This window comes from Pseudofrankia sp. EUN1h, from assembly GCF_001854645.1.
GTDB classification, from domain to species: Bacteria; Actinomycetota; Actinomycetes; order Frankiales; family Frankiaceae; genus Pseudofrankia; species Pseudofrankia saprophytica.
Map to the genome: position 1 here is coordinate 121248 of NZ_MBLN01000071.1, position 22373 is coordinate 143620.

The window sequence follows — 22373 nt, forward strand, 5'->3', positions numbered from 1 at the left end:
TGCCGTAACTGCCGAGGAAGCCCATTGACGCGATCGCCGGTTGCGACCTCTGGTGAACGTGGAACGACCAGCAGCCACGACCACCCGAGGGCCGAAATCGCGATCATGCCCGAGGCGGCGCCAGGCGCTAGGGTCCGGTTCGGACTGCTTCGGCGGCCTGCTCGGCGAGCTCGGTGGCGAAGCGGCTCAGATGGCGATTCAAGATGGGGTCCAGATCGTCGGTGCCCAGCTCCATGAGCTGCTCGAACACCCGGATGTACAGGCTGACGCGACCGCGATCCCGATCGACGGTGCCGGCCGTCGTCTCGTTGACCACCGTGGATTCGTCCATGATGGTGAAGCCCGAGATCGGCGGGTATCGGAGCACGGTGTCGAGCGGCAGGATCCGGATCGAGACGTTCTGGAGCCCCGCGGCCGCTTTGATCCGCTGAAGCTGACCGACCATGAACCCCGGCCATTCCACGGCCGCGAACCGGTTGTGGAACACCGCTTCCATGATGACGAACTCGAAATGCCTGGTGGTGTCGTAGAGGCGCTGCTGGCGCTGCGCTCGTAGCGTCACGGCGGCCGCGGTATCCGGCCAGCCCTTGCTGTCCTCGCCGTAGGTCAGCTCGTTGTACCCGTTCAGAACCCGGCGGGTGTACTCGCTTGTCTGGAGCAGGCCTGGCAGCAGGACCGGCTGGAAGTCGCGCACGTGCTGGGCCTTGCCCTCTTCGTCGAGCACTTCCTGCTGGTTGATGGTGCCAGTTCGGCCAAGAGCCGGCCGGCGCGTTCCCTTTGTCCTGGCCAGCTGCTGCTGCTGTTTTGCCTCGTCTACCAAGGTCTCGACCACCTTGGGCGACGCATGCAGCGCCGTACTGATACGTCGGACGTCCTCCGGCGACGGCAGCGTCTTGGAGTTCTCAATCTTGGAGATCTGTCCCTGGCTGATCCCGGCCTTCTCGGCGAGCTGGTGGCCGGTCAGGCCCTGGTCGTGGCGTAGGCGGGCCAGGATGCCGCCCAGGGACTCGTCGGAGGATTCGGAAGAGGATGACGAGAGATCGAGGAAGTTTTCTGGAACCGGCGCGAAGGCGTCCGCGTCGATTCTTTCGCCGCTCATCGTCTCCCCTACCGGTGGTGCCGAGGTCGCCTACGCTGCTCCCCCGTGATCCTCCGACGGCCGCTGGACGCTACTTCGGCGACTGGGGCAAACTGCTCGCGGCATCGACGAGCAGGTCCCGCGGAATCCTGACCATCGCCTCTCCCGTCGGCAGGTCGCGCACGTACGCGGGGTCTGGCGTCCATCCCTGTACCCACAGCACCGAGGCGTCATCGGCGTCGGCGTACACCGTCGGGCAGGCGCCCGCGTTACAGGTGATCGCCAAGGGAACGAGCTGCATCGTCAACTCCTCCGCAGCCCATGACCCTACTCAGGCCCGGGCCGCAAGTCCAGAATATCTCTGTCAGATCTTGACTTATGCCACGGGGTTGGGAAGCAGCCAAGAATAGTTGCCCGGGTCACAGGCTTCGGCCGCGACGCCCGGCTACCCTGCGGGGTCTCGCTGGCAGCCGGCGTCATCGCGATTCCCTGATGGTGCCACGTCCGCCACCCCAGTCCACACTCAGCCGGCTTCGCGAATTGACCGATTCGCCCCGATACGGCAGAGGAACTCAACGCATAAGGTAAGAATATCGCTACTTTCCGTAGCAACAACTTAGCGTGAAGAGACTACTGGTGACGTGGGCGACCAGGCCCGTCACGGCTCCCGCGTAATCCGAACGGGTCATGTCAGCTTGTCATGCGGCCGGGAATTCGGTCGATCTTCGTCGACGATGCGGGCCCAGGCCGGAATTCTCCGCGAGCCGGCCGGTCACGACCGAGCTACCGCCGAGCACGCGGCGTTCCGCGGGTCGGCGCCGGCGCCGACCCGCACCTACCCGCCTACACCCTTGCGAGCACGTCGGAGACGGCAACGACGGCCTCGCCCGGACCCGCCGCCACGCCCGCCGGCGGCGTCGGCGCCCGCCGGCCCACCACGTACCCGATGCCAGACTCCCGGTCGACCAGTACGCCGGGCCAGGACACGAACGGGGAGAGGCCCGGAAGCAGGCGGGCGGCGGCGGCCGTCGCGGTCACGTCCGCGGGCAGCACGACGACGGCCTCGCCCGGCCCGACCTGGACCCCTCGCGGGGGAACATCGGCCACGACGCCCACCACGTATCCGGTGYCCGAGTCCTCGTGCACGTGGACGCCGGGGCAGTTCGCGGCGGCGCAGTGACTCCTCGCCAGCGTGATGGTGGGCATGTCGCGCGTCCTTTCCTGGGCACGACCCGGCGCCACCGCTGGACGTACTGCGGCCTCGCGTGGCTCGGATGGTCCCCTACCACCCGGGTCGGCGCGGTGATTGTGAATCTATTGGAGCATGGGCGTATCGAAACCGCCGTAACTTTGCTGGAACAAGGTGCCATCAGGCGTGATCGGCGGATCTCAGGCCGCGCGCCGAGAGGTCGAGGCGCCGCTTTTAGCCCGCCGGCCTCCGGCGCGCGCGGCGGTCGAGGTCCCCGCGCTCGTCGCGGCCACCGAGGTACCGGCACTGATGCCMGCGTGACCCGGTTGGTAACTTTGGGTGACTATTCCCCTACTTCTCGACTGTGACGCACAATTCTTCCGTTCACCTAAAATATTCCTCAACAAGTCTTGCTTGGGGACCGCTCGAGGCCGCACGATTCTGGTACAGCCGAGACAGACGCGGCGCCAGTCCGCTCCCTGACCCCGCAGGTCCCGCAAGCACCCCGGCGGAACAGGCGCCACGACGGTCCACCCCACCGCCGTGGAACTCTGAGTCCGCGGCACCGCCGGTCATCGACCACCCTGTCCTGACCGGCGGGGCGTCTTCAAGGAGGCGATGCCGAATATGCCAAGGACGTGGTCCAGACAGGAATCGCAGGCCAACACCATGCCGGGGCTGGTGCCCCCGTATCCCGACCTGCTCCTCGGGCCGGACCGATCGGACCGGGCCGACGATGCCGACCGCGCCGGAGACGGATCCCGCGCTCGGGTCGAGCGCATCGATCCCGACGCCGGCGAACCCCATCGCGCCTCTTATAGCGCCCCCCAGCCCGCCTCTGGCCGACTCGGGCCGATGTTCCTGACGCTCGCCGGACGCAACCGCGAGCAGCTCGACTTCCGGTTGTCCTGTGTCGCCCGGGCCTTCCTCGCCCACACGGTCGCCAGGCCGGGCCAGCCAGCGCGGTTGGACCCGTTCGGCCCGCGGGCGGACTGGGTCATGGAGGCCCTGATCGCGGCGAGTCGCGCGCGCGTCGAGGACGAGGAGGGGAAAGGTCGCCTGGCGGAGCTCACGGACGCGGTCCGACTGGCCGAGGACCGGTGGCTGACGGTTCGCGATGAGCTGCGCCGAGGCGCCACCGTACGGGTAGACCTACGGCCCTCACCGCTGGTCGAGAGCCGTCTGTCCAGGCGCGCCGCTCACCGGCAGGCGCGGCTTTACCACGAGCGCCACCCCGGACCCAGCTCCGTCGTCGCGGCATCCGCAAGCCTCGCGACACGGCGCGACGTGCCGCCTGCGCGCGACGCGACGGCACGGCAGGGCGGCATCGCGCCGCAGCGCGGCAAGGAACAGCGCGGCGAGGAGATGTCGTGCCGGCAGCCCAGCCACCGGGCGTGAACAGGGCCGCTTTGGTCCGGCCATCCGGGGGGATGGCCGGGCCAAGGTACTTCCCCTGATCACGTCCTGAGCCGCCCTCGGCGCGGGTGCCGCACGCGCCGAGGGAAGACACCGACCGCGTTGAGTGCCGGGCAACGACGCCCGAGTGGCCCGCGGTGGTGCTGGCGCCGCCCAGCACCACCGCGGGCCCGCCGCGGGCCGGCCCCTCCCGTCGACCACACCGCCACGAGCCGGTCCAGGGCGGCCGCGCCAGGGCGACCGCGCCTCCGCCGAGGTCGGCGGGTCGGCGGGTCTCCGGGTCGGCGGGTCAGCGGTCCGAGTAGGCGTGGCGAGCCGCCGTGCCGCAGGTCCCCGACTCACCGGTATCGGCGCGGACGGTCCAGGATGGGAGCATGCCGATAGCCGCCCCGCCGGGAGCGCCCGGGACGCCGCCACACGACGTCGACCCCGAGTTCCTCGCCCTGCCACGCGCGGCGCTCACCGACGCGGCCCTGCAGACCGCCCGTGATCTCGGCGCCAGCCACGCCGACATCCGCATCGAGCGGCTGCGTGACGGGTCGCTGTCGTTCCGAGACGGCAACCTGGAGAGCAGCCACGACGGCGCGACCGTCGGCTTCGCCGTCCGGGTCGTGCACGAGGGGACCTGGGGGTTCGCCGCCGGCGTCGACCTGACCGTGGACGAGGCCGTCCGGGTCGCCCGCGAGGCCGTCGAGATCGCTAAGGTCGCCCGGCCGCTGAACTCCGAGCCGATCGAGCTCGCCGACGAGCCGGTACACGCCGACGCCACCTGGGTGTCCGCCTACGCGGTGAACCCGTTCGCCATCGACGCGCGCGCGAAGGTCGACCGGATCGGCGGGCTGTGCCGCACGCTGCTCGGCTCCTCCGACGTCGACCACGTCGACGGCCATTTCAACGCCGTCCTGGAGAACAAGTACTACGCCGACCTGGCCGGCACCTCGACGACGCAGCAGCGGGTGCGGGTGCTCTGCCAGCTGGAGGCGACCAGGGTCGACCCTGGCGGCGGCTTCGAGACCATGCGCACCATCGCTCCCCCGGTGGGCCGGGGCTGGGAGTGGCTGGTCTCCGGATCGGCCGCCGGCTGCTGGGACTGGGACGCCGAGATCGAGACGATCCCGGGTCTGCTGGCGGAGAAGGCGAAGGCGTCGTCGGTCGAGCCTGGGCGCTATGACCTGGTGATCGACCCGTCGAACCTGTGGCTCACGATCCACGAGTCCGTCGGGCATGCCACCGAACTCGACCGGGCGCTCGGCTACGAGGCCGCCTACGCCGGCACTTCGTTCGCCACCCTGGACAAGCTGGGTACTCTGCGTTACGGCTCGCCGCTGATGAACGTCACCGGCGACCGGACCGCCCCGCACGCGCTCGCGACCATCGGCTACGACGACGAGGGCGTGGCGACCAGCCGTTGGGACATCGTCCGCGGCGGCACGCTCGTCGGTTTTCAGCTCGACCGCCGGATGGCGGCGGCGAACGCCGCCCGGCTCGGTGTCACCCGGTCCAACGGCTGCGCGTTCGCCGACTCGCCGGGGCATGTGCCCATCCAGCGGATGGCCAACGTCTCGCTGGCGGCCGCGCCCGGCGGGCCGTCGACCACCGAGCTGATCAGCGGGGTCAACCGCGGGATCTACGTCGTCGGCGACAAGAGCTGGTCGATCGACATGCAGCGCTACAACTTCCAGTTCACCGGGCAGCGCTTCTACGAGATCCGCAAGGGACGCATCGTCGGCCAGCTGCGCGACGTCGCCTACCAGGCGACGACGACCGACTTCTGGGGCTCCCTCGACGGTCTTGGCGGTGAGCAGACCTACCAGCTCGGCGGGGCGTTCAACTGCGGCAAAGGGCAGCCCGGCCAGGTCGCCGCGGTCAGCCACGGCGCCCCGTCGACGCTGTTCCGCGGCATCAACATCCTCAACACCCGCCACGAAGCGGGCCGGTGACCCGCCCCGCCAGTCCGCCGCCTCAGCGCCCCGGCAGCCGTTCGGTGGGTGCTGGTTCGACGGGTGCTGGACTGACGCTGACGGRCACTGGACTGACCCGGGCTCGCAGCCCGCTGGGAACGTATACGGGAGGACTCTGGTGACCGAGGCGTCCCACGAGATCGTGGAGCGGGCGCTCGCCGCCTCGCGGGCCGATGGCTGTGTGGTCATCGCCAGCGAGTCGAGCACCGTGAACCTGCGCTGGGCGAACAACACCCTGACGACGAACGGGGCCGCCCGCGACCGCTCGGTCACCGTGATCAGCATCGTCGGCCGCTCGTTCGGGGTGCGCTCGGTGAGCTCGGTGAGTTCGGTCGACTCCGGCACGGCCGGGGGCATCGCCGTCGACAAGCTCACCGAGCTCGTCCGGGCGTCGGAGACGGCGGCGAAGGACTCCGACGAGGCCGAGGACTTCGCGGACCTGCTCGCTCCAGGCCAGCAGGGAACCGCGACGGCCGGGCCGGGCGACGACGCCTTCGACGAGCCCGCCCGCCATACGTCGACGGCGGTGCTCTCGACGTTCGCCGCCGACCTCGGCGAGGCGCTGCGCGCGGCCAGGGCGGAGGGCCGAGCGCTTTACGGCTTCGCCGAGCACGACGTGACGACCACCTGGCTCGGCACGTCGACCGGGGTGCGGCTGCGGCACAGCCAGCCGACCGGCTCCGTCGAGTGGAACGCCAAGAACGGGCAGCCCGGCGGTTCGGTGTGGCACGGCCAGTCGACGCACGACTTCGCCGATGTCGACGTCGCCGCGACGGATGCCGAGCTGCGCCGCCGCCTGGGTTGGTGTGCCCGCTCGATGGAGCTCCCGGCGGGCAGGTACGAGACGCTGCTGCCGCCGTCGGCGGTCTCGGATCTGATCCTCGACGCCTACTGGTCGGCCGCGGGGCGGGATGCCGCCGAGGGACGCACGGTCTTCAGCCGCGCTGGCGGAGGCACCCGGCTTGGGGAGGCCTTCGGCCCGACCGGCCTGCGGTTGTTCAGCGACCCCGCCGATCCCGAGCTGTCCTGCACGCCGTTCGTCTCCTCCGGCCACTCGTCGGCGACGTCGAGCGTGTTCGACAACGGGCTCGCGCTCGGCCGGACGGACTGGTTCGAGGACGGCAAGCTCGCCACGCTGGTGCACACCCGCGCCTCCGCCCGCGCCGCCGGCACCACCGCCACGCCGTTCATCGACAACCTGACGATGGACGGCGGCGGCACGGCCACGCTGGACGAGATGGTCGCCTCGACCAAACGCGGACTGCTGCTCACCTGCCTGTGGTACATCCGCGAGGTGGATCCGGAGGTCCTGCTCCTGACCGGGCTGACCAGGGACGGCGTCTACCTCGTCGAGAACGGCGAGGTCGCCGGGGTCGTGAACAACTTCCGGTTCAACGAGTCCCCGGTGAGCCTGCTCGGCCGGATCGCCGAGATCGGCGCCACGACCCGCACTCTGGGCCGCGAATGGGCCGACTGGTTCAAGCTGAGCCGCATGCCGGCCATCCGCGTACCCGACTTCCACATGAGCTCGGTCAGTCCCGCGAGCTGACTAGAGATAGCTGACTAGAGATAGGTGCCGCCGCCGAAGCCTTCCTCTCGGGGCTGGCCGCCGGGGAGGGCGCGTCGGCGCATCTCCTCCAACTGGGCGCGGGCGGCCATCTGCTGCGCGAACAGCGCCGTCTGCAGGCCGTGGAACAGCCCTTCGAGCCAGCCGACCAGCTGGGCCTGCGCGATCCGCAGTTCGCTGTCGCTCGGCGTGTGGTTCTCCTCGAACGGCAGCGTGAGCCGGTCGAGCTCCTCCTTCAGCTCCGGCGCGAGCCCGTCGGAGAGCTCGCGGATCGAGCTGCGGTGGATCTCGCGCAGGCGCAACCGGCTGGCCTCGTCCAGCGGCGCGGACCGCACCTCCTCCAGCAGCTGCTTGATCATGGTGCCGATCCGCATGACCTTGTCCGGCTGCGAGACCATCGAGGACAGCGCGGAGCGGACGGACGCGCCGTCGACGTTCTCCCCGTCGCCACCCCCCTGGCGCCCGCGGCCGACCCCGGTTCCGAGACCCTCCAGCGACTCCTGCAGCCGCCCGTCAGGTCCCACGATCACCACCCGCTGTTCCGGTTGATCCGTCATGTTCACCATCCTGCATGCTGTCGCGGCAAGACAACGAAATGGATCTTCCACCTCAAGTCAGGCGAGGGGTCCCCCCCGAGTTTTGCCCCAGCAAAAATCGGCGGGGAAGCAGCCGTCATGTCCACCATCCTGCATGCTGTGGTCGCCGCGAGGTCGTCAGGGGACTCGCAGCAGAACCTTGCCGACGTGGCCGAGGGAGTCGACGACCCGATGGGCCTCGGCCGCCTCGGGCAGCGGAAGCACCCGGTCGATGACCGGGCGGATCGAACCCGCCGTGAACGCCGGCCAGACCTCCGCCCGGACCCCGGCCACGATCGCCGCCTTCTGCTCCGCCGGCCGGTGCCGCAACGACATCGCGTGCACCGAGGCACGCTTGACCAGCAGCGCCGACAGGTTCAGCTCGGCCTTGACACCGCCCTGCAGGCCGATCACCACCAGCCGGCCGTCGGGCGCGAGCGCGTCGACGTTGCGGGCGAGGTACTTCGCGCCCATGTTGTCGAGGATGACGTCGGCACCGCGCCCACCGGTGGCGTCCTTCACCCGGGCGACGAAGTCGTCGTCCCGGTAGGAGATCGCGAGGTCGGCGCCGAGCTCGCGGCAGCGCGCGAGCTTGTCCGGCGTGCCGGCGGTGGTCGCGATGAACGCCTTCGGACGCAGCGCCCGCACCGCCTGGATGGCGAACGTGCCGATCCCGGAGGCGCCGCCGTGGACCAGGAACGTCTCACCGTCGGCGAGCGCCGCCCGCTGGAACACCGTCGAGTAGACGGTCGAGGTGACCTCGGGCAGCCCGCCCGCCGTGACCAGGTCGACGCCGGCGGGCACCGGCAGCACCTGGCCCGCGGGCACGACGACCCGAGTCGAGTACCCGCCGCCGGAGAGCAGCGCGCACACCTCGTCGCCCACCGCCCAGCCCTCGACGCCGGGTCCGAGGGCCGCGACCCGGCCGGAGCACTCGAGGCCCAGGATGTCGGACGCACCCGGCGGCGGCGCGTAGAAGCCCTGGCGTTGCAGCAGGTCAGCCCGGTTGACGGCGGTGGCGACCACGTCGATGGCGACCTCGCCCGGCCCGGGGCCGGCCGGGTCGTCCACCTCGCGCCACTCGAGGACCTCGGGGCCGCCTGGGCTTGTCATCGTGACCGCGTACACCTGGCCACCGTAGAGGCAAGGCCGCCGGGTGGGCGAGCGCCCCGGCAGTGAGGTCATCCGGGCCAGACGCGCCGCCTCGCGGAACGGGGACAGGGCTTGGAGGACAGTCGTTCCTGGTGAGACGGGATGTTTCAGCACCGACGCGACGGGTAAGGCGGATCTCATGTGCGCGCAGGCGGAGACACGGTTTCTCGTTTGGCCAGGCCGGTCGAACGCCCCGTGGGTCTCCCATCCGCGGACGGTCCGGCCCCGGCCGGACGGTCCGCCGCCGCCCTTGGACCCCAACATGCCGATCCCGGACGATCCCGGTCCGCTGCTGCCCGACGATCCGGATGGCCTGCCGCCCGCCCCGCACGAGCCGTCGCCGTACACCGAGCCCGCGCCGGAGACACCCGAGCCCGAACCGGTCTAACCGCTCTACCGCCCACCACCGAGCGCCGACCACCCGCCACCCGAGCGCCCGCCACGCGGCCGACCGCCAGGGTCGACCGGGCCGCGGGCGGCTATGCGGAGGCGGGGCGGTAGAGGCGCGCGTAGGCGCCGTCGTCGGCTAGCAGGGCGTCATGGGTGCCGTCCTCGACGACCTGGCCGTGGTCGAGGACGTAGATCCGGTCGGCGTCGCGCACGGTCGAGAGCCGGTGCGCGATGACGAGCGTGGTCCGCCCGACCGACAGGGCGTCGAGGGCCTCGCGCACCGCGAGCTCCGAGACGCTGTCGAGCGCGGACGTCGCCTCGTCGAGGACCAGCACCTCCGGGGACTGCAGCAGTACCCGGGCGATCGCCAGCCGCTGGCGCTCCCCGCCGGAAAGCCGGTAACCGCGCGCGCCCACCCGGGTCGCCAGCCCTTCGGGCAGCCGCTCGAGCAGGGCGCCCAGGCAGGCCGCCTCCAGCGCGGCCCRCAGCTCGCCGTCGGTCGCGTCCAGCCGGCCGTAGCGCAGGTTCGCCGCGATCGTGTCGTGGAACAGGTGTGGATCCTGCGGGACGACGCCGACGACGCGGTGCAGCTCGCTGGGAGCCAGCTCGGCCAGCGGCACGCCGCTGAGGCGCACCGCGCCGCGCTGGGGCCGGTACAGGCCGGCGGCCAGGTAGGTGATCGTCGTCTTGCCGGCCCCGCTCGCGCCGACCACGGCCGCCGTCGTGCCGGGGGCCACCCGCAGGCTGACCCCCCGCAGGCTCCATTCCGGCTCACCTGCCTCGGCGCCGAGGCCAGCTCCCGCGGCGGCGCGCGGCGAGTCGGCGCGGCCACTGGCGTCGGCGAGGTCGTAGGAGAACCAGACGTCGTCCAGCGCGAGTTCGACGCCGCCGCCGAGCGCGAGCGAGACCCCGGCGGACGGCCGCGCGCCCGGCACGGAGGCCGGCGGCGTCATCGACCCGCGAGGCTGGGCCGTGGCCCGCGGGTACGGGCTGGCCGGCGGGACCTCGGCGGGGGTGTCCAGCAGGGCGAAGATCCGCGTGAAGGACGCGCCGGCGCCGGCGAGCTCGGAACGCAGGCTGACGGCGGTCGACAGCGGCCCGAACGAGACCAGCAGCGCGCCGCCGAGCGCCGCGACCGTGCCCAGGGACGTCTGGCCACCGGAGACGAGCACCGCTCCGAGCGTGACGACCACCATCATCGTGGCGACCAGCCCGAGGTTCACCAGGAAGCGGACGCGCGAGGTCAGCCGGGCCTCCTCCCGGGTCGCCGCGAGCACCTCGGCCGCCGACGCGTCGAAGCGCTCCTCCTCGTAGCCGGCGCGGTCGAAGAGGCGCACGTGCAGCGCCCCGGAGACCGACGCGCTGTCGGCGACCCGGGCCATCAGGGTGCCGTCGAGCTCGCGCCGGCGGTTGGACAGCGCGCCGAGCCGACGCCGGCCGCCCCTGATGATCGTGAGGGTGGCCGGGGCGAACACCATCACCGCGAGGCTCAGCCGCCAGTCCAGCGTGAAGATGACGACCAGGCCGACGACGATGTCCGCGGCGCGGCAGACCACCGCCTGGGTGGTGGCCGAGACGGCGTTCTGCGCGTCGACGACGTCGGTGGACAACACGGTCATCACCTCGCCCTGCTGGGCGCGGGGGAAGAACGAGAAGGGCAGTCGCTGCAGGTGGGAGTTCACCGCCTGCCTGATCCGCACCGTCAGCAGGCCGCCGAGCCGCGCGATCAACTTCATCCGGGCCGCTAGCACCGCCGACTCGAACACCAAGAGACCACAGAGCATCAATACCGGCGGCACAAGGTCGCCGACCTTTCCGGTGGGCAGCGCATCGTCGACGAGCCGCCGCACTATGAAAGGCCCACCGGCTACCGCGAGCGAACCGGTCACCGACAGCAGGAGCAGCGCGGCGATCGCCCGGCCCTGGTCGGCGAAGAACTGCTCGGCGCGGACGGCCGCGGGCGCCCCGGTGAGCCGTGCGACCGCTCGGGCATGCCACCGGGTGACGGCACTCGACAACCGCTGGCCACGCCCGTCCGACGGGCTCGAAGTCCCTGAACCCGAGGGATTGTCGACCGGCGGGACGATCGGTGGCGCGGCCAGGCCCGAGGCGGGACGACCAAAAATCACCGGCCTGCTCACACAACCCTCCCGTAACTGGCGATTGCCAACCCGGCTCAGGGTATTGCCGGCCGACCCCGGCTCCGTTCCCGGGCCAGGCCACGAGGGGACCACCCCGGGCGACGACGGAACCACGTCGACACCACGATGATCATATGGCCGGGCTCGCCCGGCGCGCGACGCCGACGCCATGGCACCTGCAGATCGTGGCCGCCATGTAAAGCTCCAGTAGCCCAGATTTTCGCCCATATCTGATGAATTTCCGGGTCGGTGACCGATAGGTGGCTCTGCCGGACTTCTGCGCGATGACCAAGACGGGGTACCGTGCGGCCAGCCCGACAAGCCGTGGGGAGCGTGCCGTGTATCTCGACGACACCGAGAGCCTCCGCGACACCGAGGACCTCAGCGACACCGAAGACCCTCACGAAGCCGATGACTCGCGAATCCCGGGAAACCCCCGGGCTTCTGAGCATCTCCCGACTCCAGAGCATCTCCGGACTCCCGAGAGCCAGCGGACGGCCCGGGCCGCCTTCGAGGCCTTTTTCGAGAATCACCACCGGGACCTCGCCAGGCTCGCGCTCCTGCTCACCGGCAACAAGGAGGACGCGGAGGACATCACCGCCGACGCGCTTACCTCCGCCTGGATGCACTGGGACCGGGTCCAGGCGGCGGAGAACCCGCTGGCCTACGTTCGGCGCAGCGTCGCGAACCTCGCCGCCAGCCAGATCCGCCGTCACGTCCGGCAGCGCAACCTGCTCGCCAGGGTGGGCAGGCAGCCGGGGACCTCGACGACCAGTGAGCCGGACGTGCCGCAGGCAATGCTCCTGCGGTGGGCGCTCGACCAGCTGCCGCACCGCAAGCGCCAGTGCGTGGTCCTGCGCTACGGGCTCGACCTGTCCGAGGCGGAGACGGCCGACTGGTTGGGCATCTCGGTCGGCACGGTGAAGAGCCAGACCTCCAAGGCCGTGGGCGAGCTGGAGCGACTGCTGACCGCCGGCGGCTCCGGCGCGGGCGCGCCGAGCGACGGCGGTGGACGTCCCCAGCGCCGCCCGGCGCGGCCGGGCGCGCGCGGGTCGGTCCGCAAGGCGGCCGGACGCGGCCGGCAGGGCCGCGCGAGCGCGCCCTCGGAGCCGACCCGTACCGCGTTCATGTGGCTACGGGGAGGCGAGGCGTGATCATCCACCGGCCGCGCCGACGCCGGATCGTCGTCCCCTCCTCCACCAACCAGGACTCGTCCGCGAACCGCAGCGAGCCCGCCCGCGCCGGTGGCCCCGAAGGGCCCACGGACCAGTGGGTGCGCGAGCTGAAGGCGTCGCTGCACGAGGGCGACGTCAGCTCCGCCGCCATCAAGTCGAAGATGCTGACGAGGATGGTCGCGCAGTCCGCGGCCGAGCGTCCCGGCACGGCCGGCACCCGGCCGCCGACCGCCAGCCCCGCGCGGCGGCACGCTCGCCGGCCAGGCGCCGCGGCGTCGGTCCCGCGCCGGGCCGGGGTGGTCGGGTCGACCAGACCGGGCCAGGTCAGGCGCACCCGGCCCCGCCTGGTGTCGGTCGGCGCGCTGGCCGCGGTGGCCAGCGTGATCGGCGCCACCGCCGTCATCGCGGCCAGCTTTCACGACAACCAGCCGATCATGGTGAACGCGCCCGCGGGCTCCCCCTCGCCGCAGTCGGCGAGAACGACGCCGTCCTCGGCCACGCCCTCCCCGGTGCCCACGCCCACCACGCCGACCGACTCAGCTTCGACCTCGTCATCGTCAGTAGCCGTGCTGGTGCCGGAGACCGCCCTCGTCACGCCCTCGGCCAGCCCCAGGCCCAGGCCCAGCAATGGCGGCAGCCCGGGCACGGGAGGCCGCGGTTCGGACGGCTGGGACGGTTGGGGCGGGCAGCACGACCAGGCCAGCCAGAAACACGCGGCGCGCGACGCGGACCTGGACCCGCTCCCCCGCGGGGCGCGCCTGTACCTGCCCGGCAGGGGCGTCACCGACTGGGTGGTGTTCGGCTCCGCCCGCAGCGGGATCATCAGCCGCGCCGACATTTCTTTCCAGCTGATCGACACGAGACGCCTCGCCGGCCTCGGTTCCACGCGCGGAGGCTTCGACACCAGCGTGTCCTGGACCGGGGGAACCCCACCGCAGCGCCAGGGCAGCCGCGTCAACGACCGGTTGGTCATCCCCAACGGCCGTTCGGCGGCCATGACCGTCTACCGCGGCCCCTACACAGGCAAGCTTCTCGTCTACCTGGGTGGATCCACCCGCATCAGCGTGCGGGTGAGCGCCAGCGGCATGCAGGACAGTAACTACACGCTGAGACTCGCCAGTTCCGATTCTTCCGGGGTCATCACCATCGACCTGGGCGACCTGCCGGACTCGACACCGGCCACCGTGACCCTGACCGGTGCCGGCGACAGGTCGCTCTCCCTGGCCGCCGCCGTCCTGCACTGAGGCCCGCCGCGGCGGCGTGAACGCGGGGACAACGGCCGCTGACGAGCCGGCGCGAAACAGGGGACGCGGAACCCCGGCGAAAAGAGGCCGGCGACCAGCGAATACAATGAGCGGCCCTGGGTGGGGCGACACGGAGCCGCGAGCTTCTGCGTGCCGCCCCAACCCCAAGGGCACCTCTGCCGCCCGGGCGGGATTGGGGGGCCGGGCGGCAGAGGTGGGGACGGAATGTCCGTCCTGCCAAACGGACGTTCCGATCGTCGCTGAGCGACGATTTCAGGTTTAGGTGGCCCGCCCGCCCGGCTGGGGGGGGTAAGCGGGGGAACAGGCGGGCCAGAACACCGGCGGACCTCCTGGCGCGAACTCCGTTCGGTGTTCAGACATAGGTCGTCCGAGGCGGGCGCCAGGTTGCCATCATTTTCAAGATTTTTTTGATGCGGCATCCCGACCRCCGATCGGCCAGTGTTCACGTCGGCCAGGCCGCCCCGGCGAGCGCCCGCGCCGGCCGACAACCACGTCGACTACCCACGTCGACGTGACGGACCACCAGTGCCCCCCGAGCTGGTATGKGGGTAGCGTCGGACGTGTGCGCAGGGTGCTGTTCTCACCGGGGTGGCTGCTACGCCACGYGCTGGCATGGAGCCTGGTCGTCTTCTTCGTGTACATGGGTCGCTGGCAGTGGACGAAGGGCGAGTCCAGCCACGGCACCCTGCAGAACCTCTTCTACGGCATCGAGTGGTGGATCTTCACCGCGTTCGTGCTGTACCTGTGGGGCAAGATGATCGTCGAGGAGATCCGGCCGACCGCGTCCGTCCTGGCGGACGGCGGCAGCGAGGCGGGCGCCGAGGTCACCGAGCACGCGGCGGCGAACGTCGTTCTCGCGTCCCTGGCCGCCTCGCCTCCTGACGACGAAGATCCCGACGACGCGGAGCTCGAGGCATACAACCGCTACCTTGCCGCCCTCCGTGAGGGCGACCGGGTATGAGGCTGTCCGCCCTCAGCTCCCGCCCTTCACTCCCGCCCACTGCCCCGCCGCCCGTCCCGACGGCCACGACGATGACGCCCGGAGACCACGGATGACCGCACCCAGCCAGGACCAGGCCACCGCCGCCGCGGCCTCCTCGCCCAGCCCGGCCCCCGCKGCGCCGGCCAGGCCCGCGCCCGCGCCCGCCGCCATCGCGAAGGCGCTCACCCGCTATCGGGCGCTCGCCTACATCGTCGGCGTGGTGCTCGTCACGCTGGTGCTCGTCGCGGTGCCGCTGAAGTACGCCGCCGACACGCCGCAGCTCGTCCAGACGATCGGCCCCATCCACGGGGTGCTGTACATCGTCTACCTGCTCGTGACCTTCGATCTGGCGACCAAGACGCGCCTGCCGTTCCGGCGCACCGTCCTGGTCATGCTCGCCGGCACGATCCCCTTCGTCTCGTTCATCGCCGAGCGCTCGGTGACCCGTGAGGTGCGCGCCCGCCTGGCGGCGGACACCAGCCCCGCCCCTCGGGCCTGACGACCGGCCCTCGAGCCTGACGACCGACCCTCCGGCCTGACGACCAGGAGATCGGCCCGGGCACGGATCACTCGCCCTGGACGGTGCCGGGCGCGGACTCGGGCTCCGCTGGACGTGGGACGAGCCGCAGGCCGGCGCCTCCCGGCCCACGTCGGGCGACGGCGACCGAGATCGAGACGAGGTCGCCCGGGGCGAGCTGACGCACCCGCCCGAGCCTGCGCGGCTGTGTGGGGGCAGCGAGCTCCGGGCCGGCGGCATCTGGCTCGGCGCCGCCCACCCGCCGCGGCCGGAGGCGGGCGACGGCGTCCGACGGGCCGGGCACCTGACCGGGCAAGAGACCGAGCAGCGGCGCACGGAACGCGGCGAGAAGCTGGCCCGGCTCGGTGCCGAACGCGATGTGCCGGCCGTCCGACCAGGTCAGCAGGTCCGCGGCGAGTCTGCCGGTGCGCGCGACCAGAAGGCGGCGGACCGCCGAGTCCCAGACGATGACGAGCTTGTCCGGGGCGAGCCCGCGCAGGCAGCGCTCGCCGACGGACCGGTAGGCGGCGGCCACCCGGCAGGCGACCGCGCCGCCGGCACGCCCATCGGCGTCCGGCTCACCGACGTCCGGCTCGCCGGCATCCAGCCCACCGCGGTCGAGCCCACCGCGGTCAGGCCCACCCCCGTCACCCCCGCCAAGCCGACCGCCGTCAGGCCCAATGCCGCCCCAGCCGGCGTCCGACGACGCGTACCGGCCCGCGTGCGCGGCGAGGCGCACGTGGACGGGGCGGGCGGCCGTCACCACGACGACCGTGAGCCCGTGGTCGTCGACCGCGATCGGGGGCGTGGGGTCATCCGCCACGCCGGCGGCCGCGATGACGCCGAACGGGCCGTCCAGATGTACGCCGCGCGCCGCCGGCAGCCCCAGCGAGGAGGACGCCAGCATGGAGGTGAGGGTGGAGCGGCGGACATCGGCTCCGTCCAGCCGTAGCAGGCCGCAGCACAGGGTCACGCCCGTGCCTCCTCTCCCCGTCGTCGCATGCCACCGTCGTGCCGCTGCCGCGTCCCACCTGGCAGTTGCCGCAGGGCTTCGCGGGACGACACGGGGCTCGGCTTCCGCCGCGCCGACGGTCATGCCCAGCGACGGAAAGTAGCAGGTAGACGGGCCTCCGACCGGTCCGTTGACCGAATTGGGATAGGCAGCCCCACTCGCCCGAGCCGCGCCCCTCTCGGCGGTGGTCCAGCCTGTCGGAGCCGGGAATCACCCGCTCTACCAGGCACGATGCGCCGTCGACACAACGGTTGGCGCCCGGACTACCCAGGGTCGACCCAGTCCGTGCCTTCTGGTGGTCTTCCAGACCGCGACGCGCCAAAGTCAGGATAGGACACACAGTGACAACGACGTCACACGGCGAGGAACCAACATGATCACTGCCACCGCGGTCCCACTATCGCGCCTGGCATCGCTGCGCCCGGGGCCGGCGGCGGCGGATCAGCTCTCCTCGTCCTGTGGACCGAGCATCGCGGTGTCCTGCCTGCTCGCGACCTTCGCCGCGCTCGCGGCGCTCGCCTGCGCGGCCCGCATCAGGGCCGCGCCGCGGGCCGGTCTCGCCGGTCCCGCCGGTCCCGCCGTCGGCGTCCGCGGCGCCGGCTGGACCTGCGCCGCGGCCGTCGCCGTGGGCATGGCCGTCTGGTCGACGCAACTGGCCGGTGGCGTGTCCTGCGAGTACAGCGGCGCCACGTCGTTCGACCTACGGATGACGCTGCTCAGCGCGCTGATCGTCCCGGTGGCGACGGGCGTCGGACTCACGATCGCCGCCGCCGACCCGACGAGCGCCCGGCGGCTGCTCGTCGGTGGCGCACTCAGCGGCGCCGGCTGGTCGACGGCCACCTTCCTGACCATCGCCGCGATGCGGGCCGCGCATGCGGTCGGATACGACGTCCTGCTCGCCGCGCTGTCCGTCGTGATGAACGTGGGCACCGCGACCGTCCTGTGCTGGGTGGCGTTCCGCCTCGGCGACCGGTGGCGCCAGGCCCTGGTGGCGGCGCTCCTGCTGGGCGCCGCCACCCGCGGCGGGTACTACACGGCGCTCGCGGCGGTCCGGGTCAGCCCGGGCCGGGATCACGTGTGGTCCCCGGGAGTGGACCCGTTCGCCCTCGGCCTGGTCACCGCCGCCGGGTCGACCATCGTGTTGATGTTCATCGCCGTCGCCGCGGTCGGCGGCCTCATTCATCCCCGGGTTCGGGGCGGCGACGTCATCGCGTGGCCATCGGCCGCCGCGGCGACCAGGAGGGCCCGGACGATCCGCGGAGCGACGGCGGCGGCCAGGAGGACGACCATGTTGATGCRTATCCCGCTCACCGAGGATGGCCAGGGTGCGCAGCGCCCTGGCCGGGGCGGCCGTCCGGACGGTTCTACCGTTCCCGACGGCTCCGGCCTGCCGGCCGGCGGGACCCAACCCCGCCCGACGTGCGAGGACCTGACCTACGAGGAGCTGACGTACGTCGGYCTTTCGCGCGGCGGCCTGGCCGATGAYGTCGAGCTTCCCGAGCCGGCCGACGACGAGTCGGGCGACGTCGCTCCCGAGGCCGGGCCCGCCATCGACGACGTGCTCGCCGCGGCGCCGCCCGACGCCGTTCCCGTCCAGGTGGTCGAGCCCATCCAGGTCACCGAGCCCATCCAGGTGGTCGAGCCCCTGTCTGGGGCGTTGGACGTCGCCCAGGTGGGGGAAGGCTCGTTCGCCTCCTCCGCCCTGGCGGCGGCGATGGCCAGGGCGGCCCAGGCGGGCACCGCCCCGCTGGACGGACCGCCGCCTGGGGAGGCACCGACGGCCGGCGGGGCGCCCGGGCCTGGCCGGCTCAGCGCACCGGACTCCGGGGAGCTGGTCGCGATCCTGGTGCCGGCCGGCAGCCTCACGGCGCCCCCGAGCATCGCGCCGGCCTCGCCCGTCGACGAAGCCCAGGCAGAAGGCGCCGGCCTGGCGGGGGAATCCTTCACCACGGCGGCGGCCGACCCTTCCGGGCCCATCCGGGTGGAGTCTCTCGACAGCCGCGTCCTTCCCGGCGCCGAGGCTTCCTGGCTGCTAGCCGGATCGACGACGGGTGGCTTGCCGTCCGAACCGGCGGAGCCCGCGATCCCCGCCGGACTGGTCGAGCCCGGGGCTCCCGCCGGATCGGCCGAGCCGATCTGGGAGGTCTGCCGGCAGGTCTACTGGGAGGCCCAGGATCGCGTCGCCGGCTCGGCGGACGGTCCGCGGGACGGCCAGGCGTACGGGGCCAGGAGCGACGGTCTCAGTGTGGAACGGCTGCCTGGCGCACCCCGACAGGCCGAGCCCGGCGGCGCCGACGCGACCGCGCACGGCGACGACAAGGCGGGCGGGCCGGGCAGTGTCGAGACCCAGCCGCCCCCGGACGAGCCGGCGCTGAGTTTCCCGCCACCTCCGTGGTGGTTCCGGGCGACCGCGCCGGGTTGCGTGGCCGCCGCCCGGCGCCGCGGCGACGACCCCGGCGCGCCCACCAAGCCCCTCCGACTGGTGCCGAACCGCCCCCCGCGTTGACGGACGCGGACGCTGCTACGAGAACGTACGTAGAAGCACGACGGGCCTGCGCCGAAGACCGGCTCACGCCGAAGGCGGGCGCACGCCGAGGACGAGCGCACCCGGAAGGCGTCCGAGGAGGGCCGCCGCACGGGCCAGCCGAGGGATCGCCTCAGCTACGAGCCGTCTCGCGGGCTCAGGATGCCTTGCGGGCGCGGCTCCGGACCGGCGGCGCGATGGGGACGTACGTCGGGCATCCCGGCAGGTGCTCGTCGAAACCGACGACACCCGACCAGTGGCCATGACAACCCCGGCAGTGGGTCGCGTCCTCCTCCGTCCACCGCAGGTCGCAGCCGCCGCAGCTGGCCGTCACCGGGGTGTGCTTGTTCCGCCCGGGCTGTCCGAGGGTGCGCAGCGGGACGGGCAGCGTCTGCTGAACACCGGTCACGCGGACGGAGATCCTGCCGGACCGGCGACGCCCGGACTCCCTACCGGGCTGGCGAAGCCCGGGGTCCCTGCCGGATTGGCGAAGCCGATCTGGCAGGTCTGCCGGCAGGTCTGCCGGTAGGCCCGCTGGCAGGCCTGCCGGGAGGTCAACCGGCAGATCCGCCGGCAGCTCCGGCGTGGACTGGCCGGTGGTCACGGAAGCCGTCCTGGTCGACGGCTCGCGGCCGGCCTGGGCTGGCTGGGCAGGTGAGCGCGCGAACGGTGGCGAGGACGCCACGGAGGCGGACGAAGGGGACCGACGGGCAGGCACCGGGCCATCCTGTCGCACGCCGTCCAGACGGTCACGCCCTCCCCCACCGATCCGCCCGGGCTGGCGCCGTCCCGCGGGCCGAGCGCGGGGGCCCGGCCTGGAGGACGGACAGGCGACGGCGCCTGGACGTTGATGCCGGTGCCCAGAGGGCCGACGCTCGGCGTGAGCGCGGTCTCGACCCGGATGACCGGGCGCGACACGTTACTGGATGACACCTTCCCCACCGATCTGTCTAGCCGAATAGTTGCATGGTCAATGCCAGGGCGACGCGGCACCCAGGCCACGAGCCGGACGTCGGCCTCATCTTGGCGACGACGTCCGACAAATGTCAGGCCTGGTGCCTGTCAGGGCTGATATCGCGATGAGCCGCTGGTGGCGCGGTAAACGTACGGCCGTCTCCAACGTGCCCGGGGGTCGGCTGGGTCGCGGTTCGTAGGGTTAGCCGCATGGTGGGACGCTTGTCCGACCGGTTGACTGTGGCCACCGTAATCGATCGGCCCGGACCGAACGGCCGCGGCGGGGCCAGCACCACGGTTCGGCGCCGAACGGCGGGCGTCCGGCGATAGGCCTGTCGGGTCGCCCGCCCGGTGCGCCGCCGGTGGTGACCGCCGGTGCACCGACGTCTTCGAGCCCGCCGCTTCGAAGCCCGCCGCGCGCACCGCCGCCCGCCAGCCGACCACCCCCGCGAGATTGCCCATTCTCGACTCGCGCAAAAAGTGATATCACTTTGATAGACATCGACCGCAAGGTCACGCCACCAGAGGTCACACCAACAGAGGGAGAGTGATGATCGAGGCGCGCGGGCTCACCAAACGTTACGGTCGCACGCTTGCCGTCAACGATCTGTCCTTCACCGTGCAGCCAGGCCGGGTCACCGGCTTCCTGGGGCCGAACGGGGCCGGCAAGTCGACCACCATGCGGATGATCCTCGGGCTGGACCGCCCGACGGCCGGGGCCGTCCGCATCGACGGGAAGCGCTACACCGACCTGAAGGAACCACTTCGCCACGTCGGCGCGCTGCTCGACGCGAAGTGGGTGCACCCGAACCRTTCGGCCCGTGCGCACCTGCGTTGGCTCGCGGTCTCCAACAAGCTGCCGGAGAAGCGGGTCGAGGAGGTCCTGGCGCTGGTCGGGCTGACCGACGTCGCGGGCAGGCGAGCCGGCGGCTACTCACTCGGCATGTCGCAGCGGCTCGGCATCGCCGGCGCGCTGCTCGGCGACCCCGGGGTGCTGTTGTTCGACGAGCCCGTCAACGGGCTCGACCCGGAGGGCATCCTCTGGATCCGGCAGTTCATGCACCGGCTGGCCGACGAGGGCCGCACCGTGTTCGTGTCCAGCCATCTGCTCTCCGAGATGGCGCTGACCGCGCGGGACCTCGTCGTGATCGGCCGGGGCCGGCTGATCGCCCAGACCAGCACGAGCGCGTTCATCGACGCCTCGTCCGGCTCGAGCGTCCGGGTGCGCGGCCCCGAGCTCGCCAGGCTCCGCGAGGTGATCACCGCCGGCGGCCTGCAGACCGACGACGCCGACGAGACCGCCGAGGGGCCGGCGGCGCTCGTCGTGCACGGCGCGACCACCGACGCCGTCGGCGAACTCGCCGGCCGCGCCGGGCTGGTCCTGCACGAGCTCGCCGCCCAGCGTGGCTCGCTCGAGCAGGCGTTCATCCAGATGACCGGTGGCGACGTCGAGTACCGCACGGGCGAATCCGCGCACGCCTCCACGCCCGCCTCCGTGGGCGCGACGGCGGTGACGGCGACGGGCGCGCCCGCCGGCGTGCCCGGCCAGCTGGACGAGTCCCAGCCATCCCCACGGGCAGGCACCCCGGTGACGGCCGCGAGGAAGGCGGACGCGCGATGACCACGCTCACGTTGCTCAAGGTCGAACGGATCAAGCTGTTCTCGACCCGGTCGCCGTGGTGGTGCATGGGTGCCGCGGTCTTCATCACCGTCGGGTTCACCGCGCTTCTCGCCGGGACGATCCGCAACAGCGATCTCCAGGACCTGACGCCGGCCACGACCCAGTTCTCCTACAACTTCGGCTTCCTGATCATGATGGTGATGGCGATCCTCGCGATCACCACCGAGTACCGGTTCGGGACGATCAGGGCGACGTTCCTCGCGGTGCCCGGCCGTGTCGACGCGTTGCTGGCCAAGACCGCCGTCGTCGCCCTGCTGGCGGGTCTCGTCGGCGAGGCGGCCGGCGTGGGCGCCTGGGCGCTGTCCAGGGCGATCCGGCCCGACGCGCCGCTGGCGCTCAACAGCGCGCAGGACTACCGGGTCGTGATCGGCGTAGGTCTGGTGTACATGGTGGCGACGGTCATCGCGATCTCCGTCGGGCTGCTCATCCGGCACTCCGCCGGCGCGATCACGGCCCTGCTGATCTGGGTGATGGTCGCGGAGAACCTGCTCCCGGCCATCCCGCGGGTCGGCGACACCATCCAGAAGTGGCTGCCGTTCACCGTCGGCAACAACTTCCTGTACGCCGGCCAGCAGGTGGGTCAGAACAACGACGCCACCCCGAGCGACATGCCGCTCGGCGCCTGGGGATCGCTGCTCTACTTCGCGCTGGTCGCCGCCGTCGTGCTAGCCCTCGCGGTGGGCCTCGCGAAACGCCGGGACGCCTAAGGCCGAAGCCGGGCACGGAGCCGCCRCCAGCCTCAGGGCGCTCCGTGCCCGGCCGAACCTCCTACACCCGCCTGACCCGGACACCCG

At 72.1% G+C, this 22373-nt stretch carries 19 protein-coding genes; 11 read left to right on the forward strand and 8 right to left on the reverse strand.

Annotated elements, in window-relative coordinates; genetic code table 11:
• Positions 1-127: 127 nt before the first annotated feature.
• From BCD49_RS27605 to BCD49_RS42540, 3 genes are all read right to left on the reverse strand, one after another.
• Positions 128-1099 carry a Scr1 family TA system antitoxin-like transcriptional regulator gene (locus BCD49_RS27605; RefSeq protein WP_007516532.1) on the reverse strand — a complete coding sequence of 324 codons (972 nt, stop codon included), beginning with the start codon at positions 1097-1099 and terminating at the stop codon, positions 128-130.
• Positions 1100-1169: 70 nt separating this feature from the next.
• Positions 1170-1379, reverse strand: a complete 210-nt coding sequence (locus BCD49_RS27610; RefSeq protein ID WP_007516531.1) for a hypothetical protein — start codon at positions 1377-1379, stop codon at positions 1170-1172.
• A 542-nt stretch (positions 1380-1921) separates the two neighbouring features.
• Complete coding sequence (locus tag BCD49_RS42540; RefSeq protein WP_071042060.1) at positions 1922-2284, reverse strand: hypothetical protein; 363 nt, start codon at positions 2282-2284, stop codon at positions 1922-1924.
• Positions 2285-2894: 610 nt separating this feature from the next.
• On the opposite strand from BCD49_RS42540, the gene BCD49_RS27620 reads away from it, so the two are divergent.
• The 3 genes from BCD49_RS27620 (at position 2895) to BCD49_RS27630 (ending at position 7193) form a co-directional block, all read left to right on the forward strand.
• Positions 2895-3665 carry a hypothetical protein gene (locus BCD49_RS27620; protein WP_007516529.1) on the forward strand — a complete coding sequence of 257 codons (771 nt, stop codon included), beginning with the start codon at positions 2895-2897 and terminating at the stop codon, positions 3663-3665.
• Between the two features lie 392 nt (positions 3666-4057).
• Positions 4058-5623: a TldD/PmbA family protein gene (locus tag BCD49_RS27625; protein WP_007516528.1), complete on the forward strand. Its 1566-nt coding sequence runs from the start codon at positions 4058-4060 to the stop codon at positions 5621-5623.
• A 139-nt stretch (positions 5624-5762) separates the two neighbouring features.
• Complete coding sequence (locus BCD49_RS27630) at positions 5763-7193, forward strand: TldD/PmbA family protein (RefSeq protein WP_007516527.1); 1431 nt, start codon at positions 5763-5765, stop codon at positions 7191-7193.
• 14 nt (positions 7194-7207) lie between these two features.
• On the opposite strand, the gene BCD49_RS27635 is transcribed toward BCD49_RS27630, so the two are convergent.
• Both BCD49_RS27635 and BCD49_RS27640 read right to left on the reverse strand, forming a co-directional pair.
• A complete protein-coding gene (locus BCD49_RS27635) occupies positions 7208-7768 on the reverse strand; it encodes a bacterial proteasome activator family protein (protein WP_007516526.1) in 561 nt (186 codons plus the stop codon).
• A gap of 156 nt (positions 7769-7924) precedes the next feature.
• The gene (locus BCD49_RS27640; protein WP_027140355.1) at positions 7925-8899 is read right to left on the reverse strand and encodes an NAD(P)H-quinone oxidoreductase; all 975 of its coding nucleotides are present in this window, start codon (positions 8897-8899) and stop codon (positions 7925-7927) included.
• Positions 8900-9200: 301 nt separating this feature from the next.
• Here BCD49_RS27640 and BCD49_RS45950 point away from each other — a divergent pair, with 301 nt between their 5' ends.
• Positions 9201-9326 carry a hypothetical protein gene (locus BCD49_RS45950; protein WP_269799814.1) on the forward strand — a complete coding sequence of 42 codons (126 nt, stop codon included), beginning with the start codon at positions 9201-9203 and terminating at the stop codon, positions 9324-9326.
• Between the two features lie 91 nt (positions 9327-9417).
• On the opposite strand, the gene BCD49_RS27645 is transcribed toward BCD49_RS45950, so the two are convergent.
• The gene (locus BCD49_RS27645; RefSeq protein WP_083401729.1) at positions 9418-11469 is read right to left on the reverse strand and encodes an ABC transporter ATP-binding protein; all 2052 of its coding nucleotides are present in this window, start codon (positions 11467-11469) and stop codon (positions 9418-9420) included.
• A gap of 338 nt (positions 11470-11807) precedes the next feature.
• Between BCD49_RS27645 and BCD49_RS27650 the strand changes: the two genes are divergently transcribed.
• The 4 genes from BCD49_RS27650 to BCD49_RS27665 all read left to right on the forward strand — a co-directional run bounded on the left by BCD49_RS27650 (position 11808) and on the right by BCD49_RS27665 (position 15390).
• Positions 11808-12623: a SigE family RNA polymerase sigma factor gene (locus BCD49_RS27650; protein ID WP_241832408.1), complete on the forward strand. Its 816-nt coding sequence runs from the start codon at positions 11808-11810 to the stop codon at positions 12621-12623.
• The gene (locus BCD49_RS27655) at positions 12620-13888 is read left to right on the forward strand and encodes a hypothetical protein (RefSeq protein ID WP_007510961.1); all 1269 of its coding nucleotides are present in this window, start codon (positions 12620-12622) and stop codon (positions 13886-13888) included. Before BCD49_RS27650 ends, BCD49_RS27655 begins: the two co-directional genes overlap by 4 nt.
• 592 nt (positions 13889-14480) lie before the next feature.
• A complete protein-coding gene (locus tag BCD49_RS27660) occupies positions 14481-14870 on the forward strand; it encodes a hypothetical protein (protein ID WP_116439433.1) in 390 nt (129 codons plus the stop codon).
• A 91-nt stretch (positions 14871-14961) separates the two neighbouring features.
• On the forward strand, positions 14962-15390 hold the full coding sequence (locus tag BCD49_RS27665) for a DUF3817 domain-containing protein (protein ID WP_007510963.1): 429 nt from the start codon (positions 14962-14964) through the stop codon (positions 15388-15390).
• Positions 15391-15457: 67 nt separating this feature from the next.
• On the opposite strand, the gene BCD49_RS27670 is transcribed toward BCD49_RS27665, so the two are convergent.
• Complete coding sequence (locus BCD49_RS27670; protein ID WP_007510964.1) at positions 15458-16381, reverse strand: hypothetical protein; 924 nt, start codon at positions 16379-16381, stop codon at positions 15458-15460.
• Between the two features lie 412 nt (positions 16382-16793).
• Between BCD49_RS27670 and BCD49_RS27675 the strand changes: the two genes are divergently transcribed.
• The gene (locus BCD49_RS27675) at positions 16794-18926 is read left to right on the forward strand and encodes an MHYT domain-containing protein (protein ID WP_131803578.1); all 2133 of its coding nucleotides are present in this window, start codon (positions 16794-16796) and stop codon (positions 18924-18926) included.
• Positions 18927-19101: 175 nt separating this feature from the next.
• Here the strand turns inward: BCD49_RS27675 and BCD49_RS27680 are convergent, their stop codons facing one another.
• A complete protein-coding gene (locus BCD49_RS27680) occupies positions 19102-19353 on the reverse strand; it encodes an FDXHR family putative zinc-binding protein (protein ID WP_232793962.1) in 252 nt (83 codons plus the stop codon).
• Between the two features lie 1095 nt (positions 19354-20448).
• Between BCD49_RS27680 and BCD49_RS27685 the strand changes: the two genes are divergently transcribed.
• Together BCD49_RS27685 and BCD49_RS27690 are read left to right on the forward strand one after the other, a co-directional pair.
• Positions 20449-21519, forward strand: a complete 1071-nt coding sequence (locus BCD49_RS27685) for an ABC transporter ATP-binding protein (protein WP_083401730.1) — start codon at positions 20449-20451, stop codon at positions 21517-21519.
• Complete coding sequence (locus tag BCD49_RS27690; RefSeq protein ID WP_007510968.1) at positions 21516-22286, forward strand: ABC transporter permease; 771 nt, start codon at positions 21516-21518, stop codon at positions 22284-22286. The genes BCD49_RS27685 and BCD49_RS27690 overlap by 4 nt, the downstream gene beginning before the upstream one ends.
• Positions 22287-22373 lie beyond the last annotated feature (87 nt).

Excerpts from the sequence above, each read along its gene's own strand:
- BCD49_RS27605 (WP_007516532.1), bottom strand. The coding sequence starts at position 1,099 with ATGAGCGGCGAAAGAATCGACGCGGACGCCTTCGCGCCGGTTCCAGAA.
- BCD49_RS27610 (WP_007516531.1), bottom strand. The coding sequence starts at position 1,379 with ATGCAGCTCGTTCCCTTGGCGATCACCTGTAACGCGGGCGCCTGCCCG.
- BCD49_RS27620 (WP_007516529.1), top strand. The coding sequence starts at position 2,895 with ATGCCAAGGACGTGGTCCAGACAGGAATCGCAGGCCAACACCATGCCG.
- BCD49_RS27625 (WP_007516528.1), top strand. The coding sequence starts at position 4,058 with ATGCCGATAGCCGCCCCGCCGGGAGCGCCCGGGACGCCGCCACACGAC.
- BCD49_RS27635 (WP_007516526.1), bottom strand. The coding sequence starts at position 7,768 with ATGACGGATCAACCGGAACAGCGGGTGGTGATCGTGGGACCTGACGGG.
- BCD49_RS27640 (WP_027140355.1), bottom strand. The coding sequence starts at position 8,899 with ATGACAAGCCCAGGCGGCCCCGAGGTCCTCGAGTGGCGCGAGGTGGAC.
- BCD49_RS45950 (WP_269799814.1), top strand. The coding sequence starts at position 9,201 with ATGCCGATCCCGGACGATCCCGGTCCGCTGCTGCCCGACGATCCGGAT.
- BCD49_RS27690 (WP_007510968.1), top strand. The coding sequence starts at position 21,516 with ATGACCACGCTCACGTTGCTCAAGGTCGAACGGATCAAGCTGTTCTCG.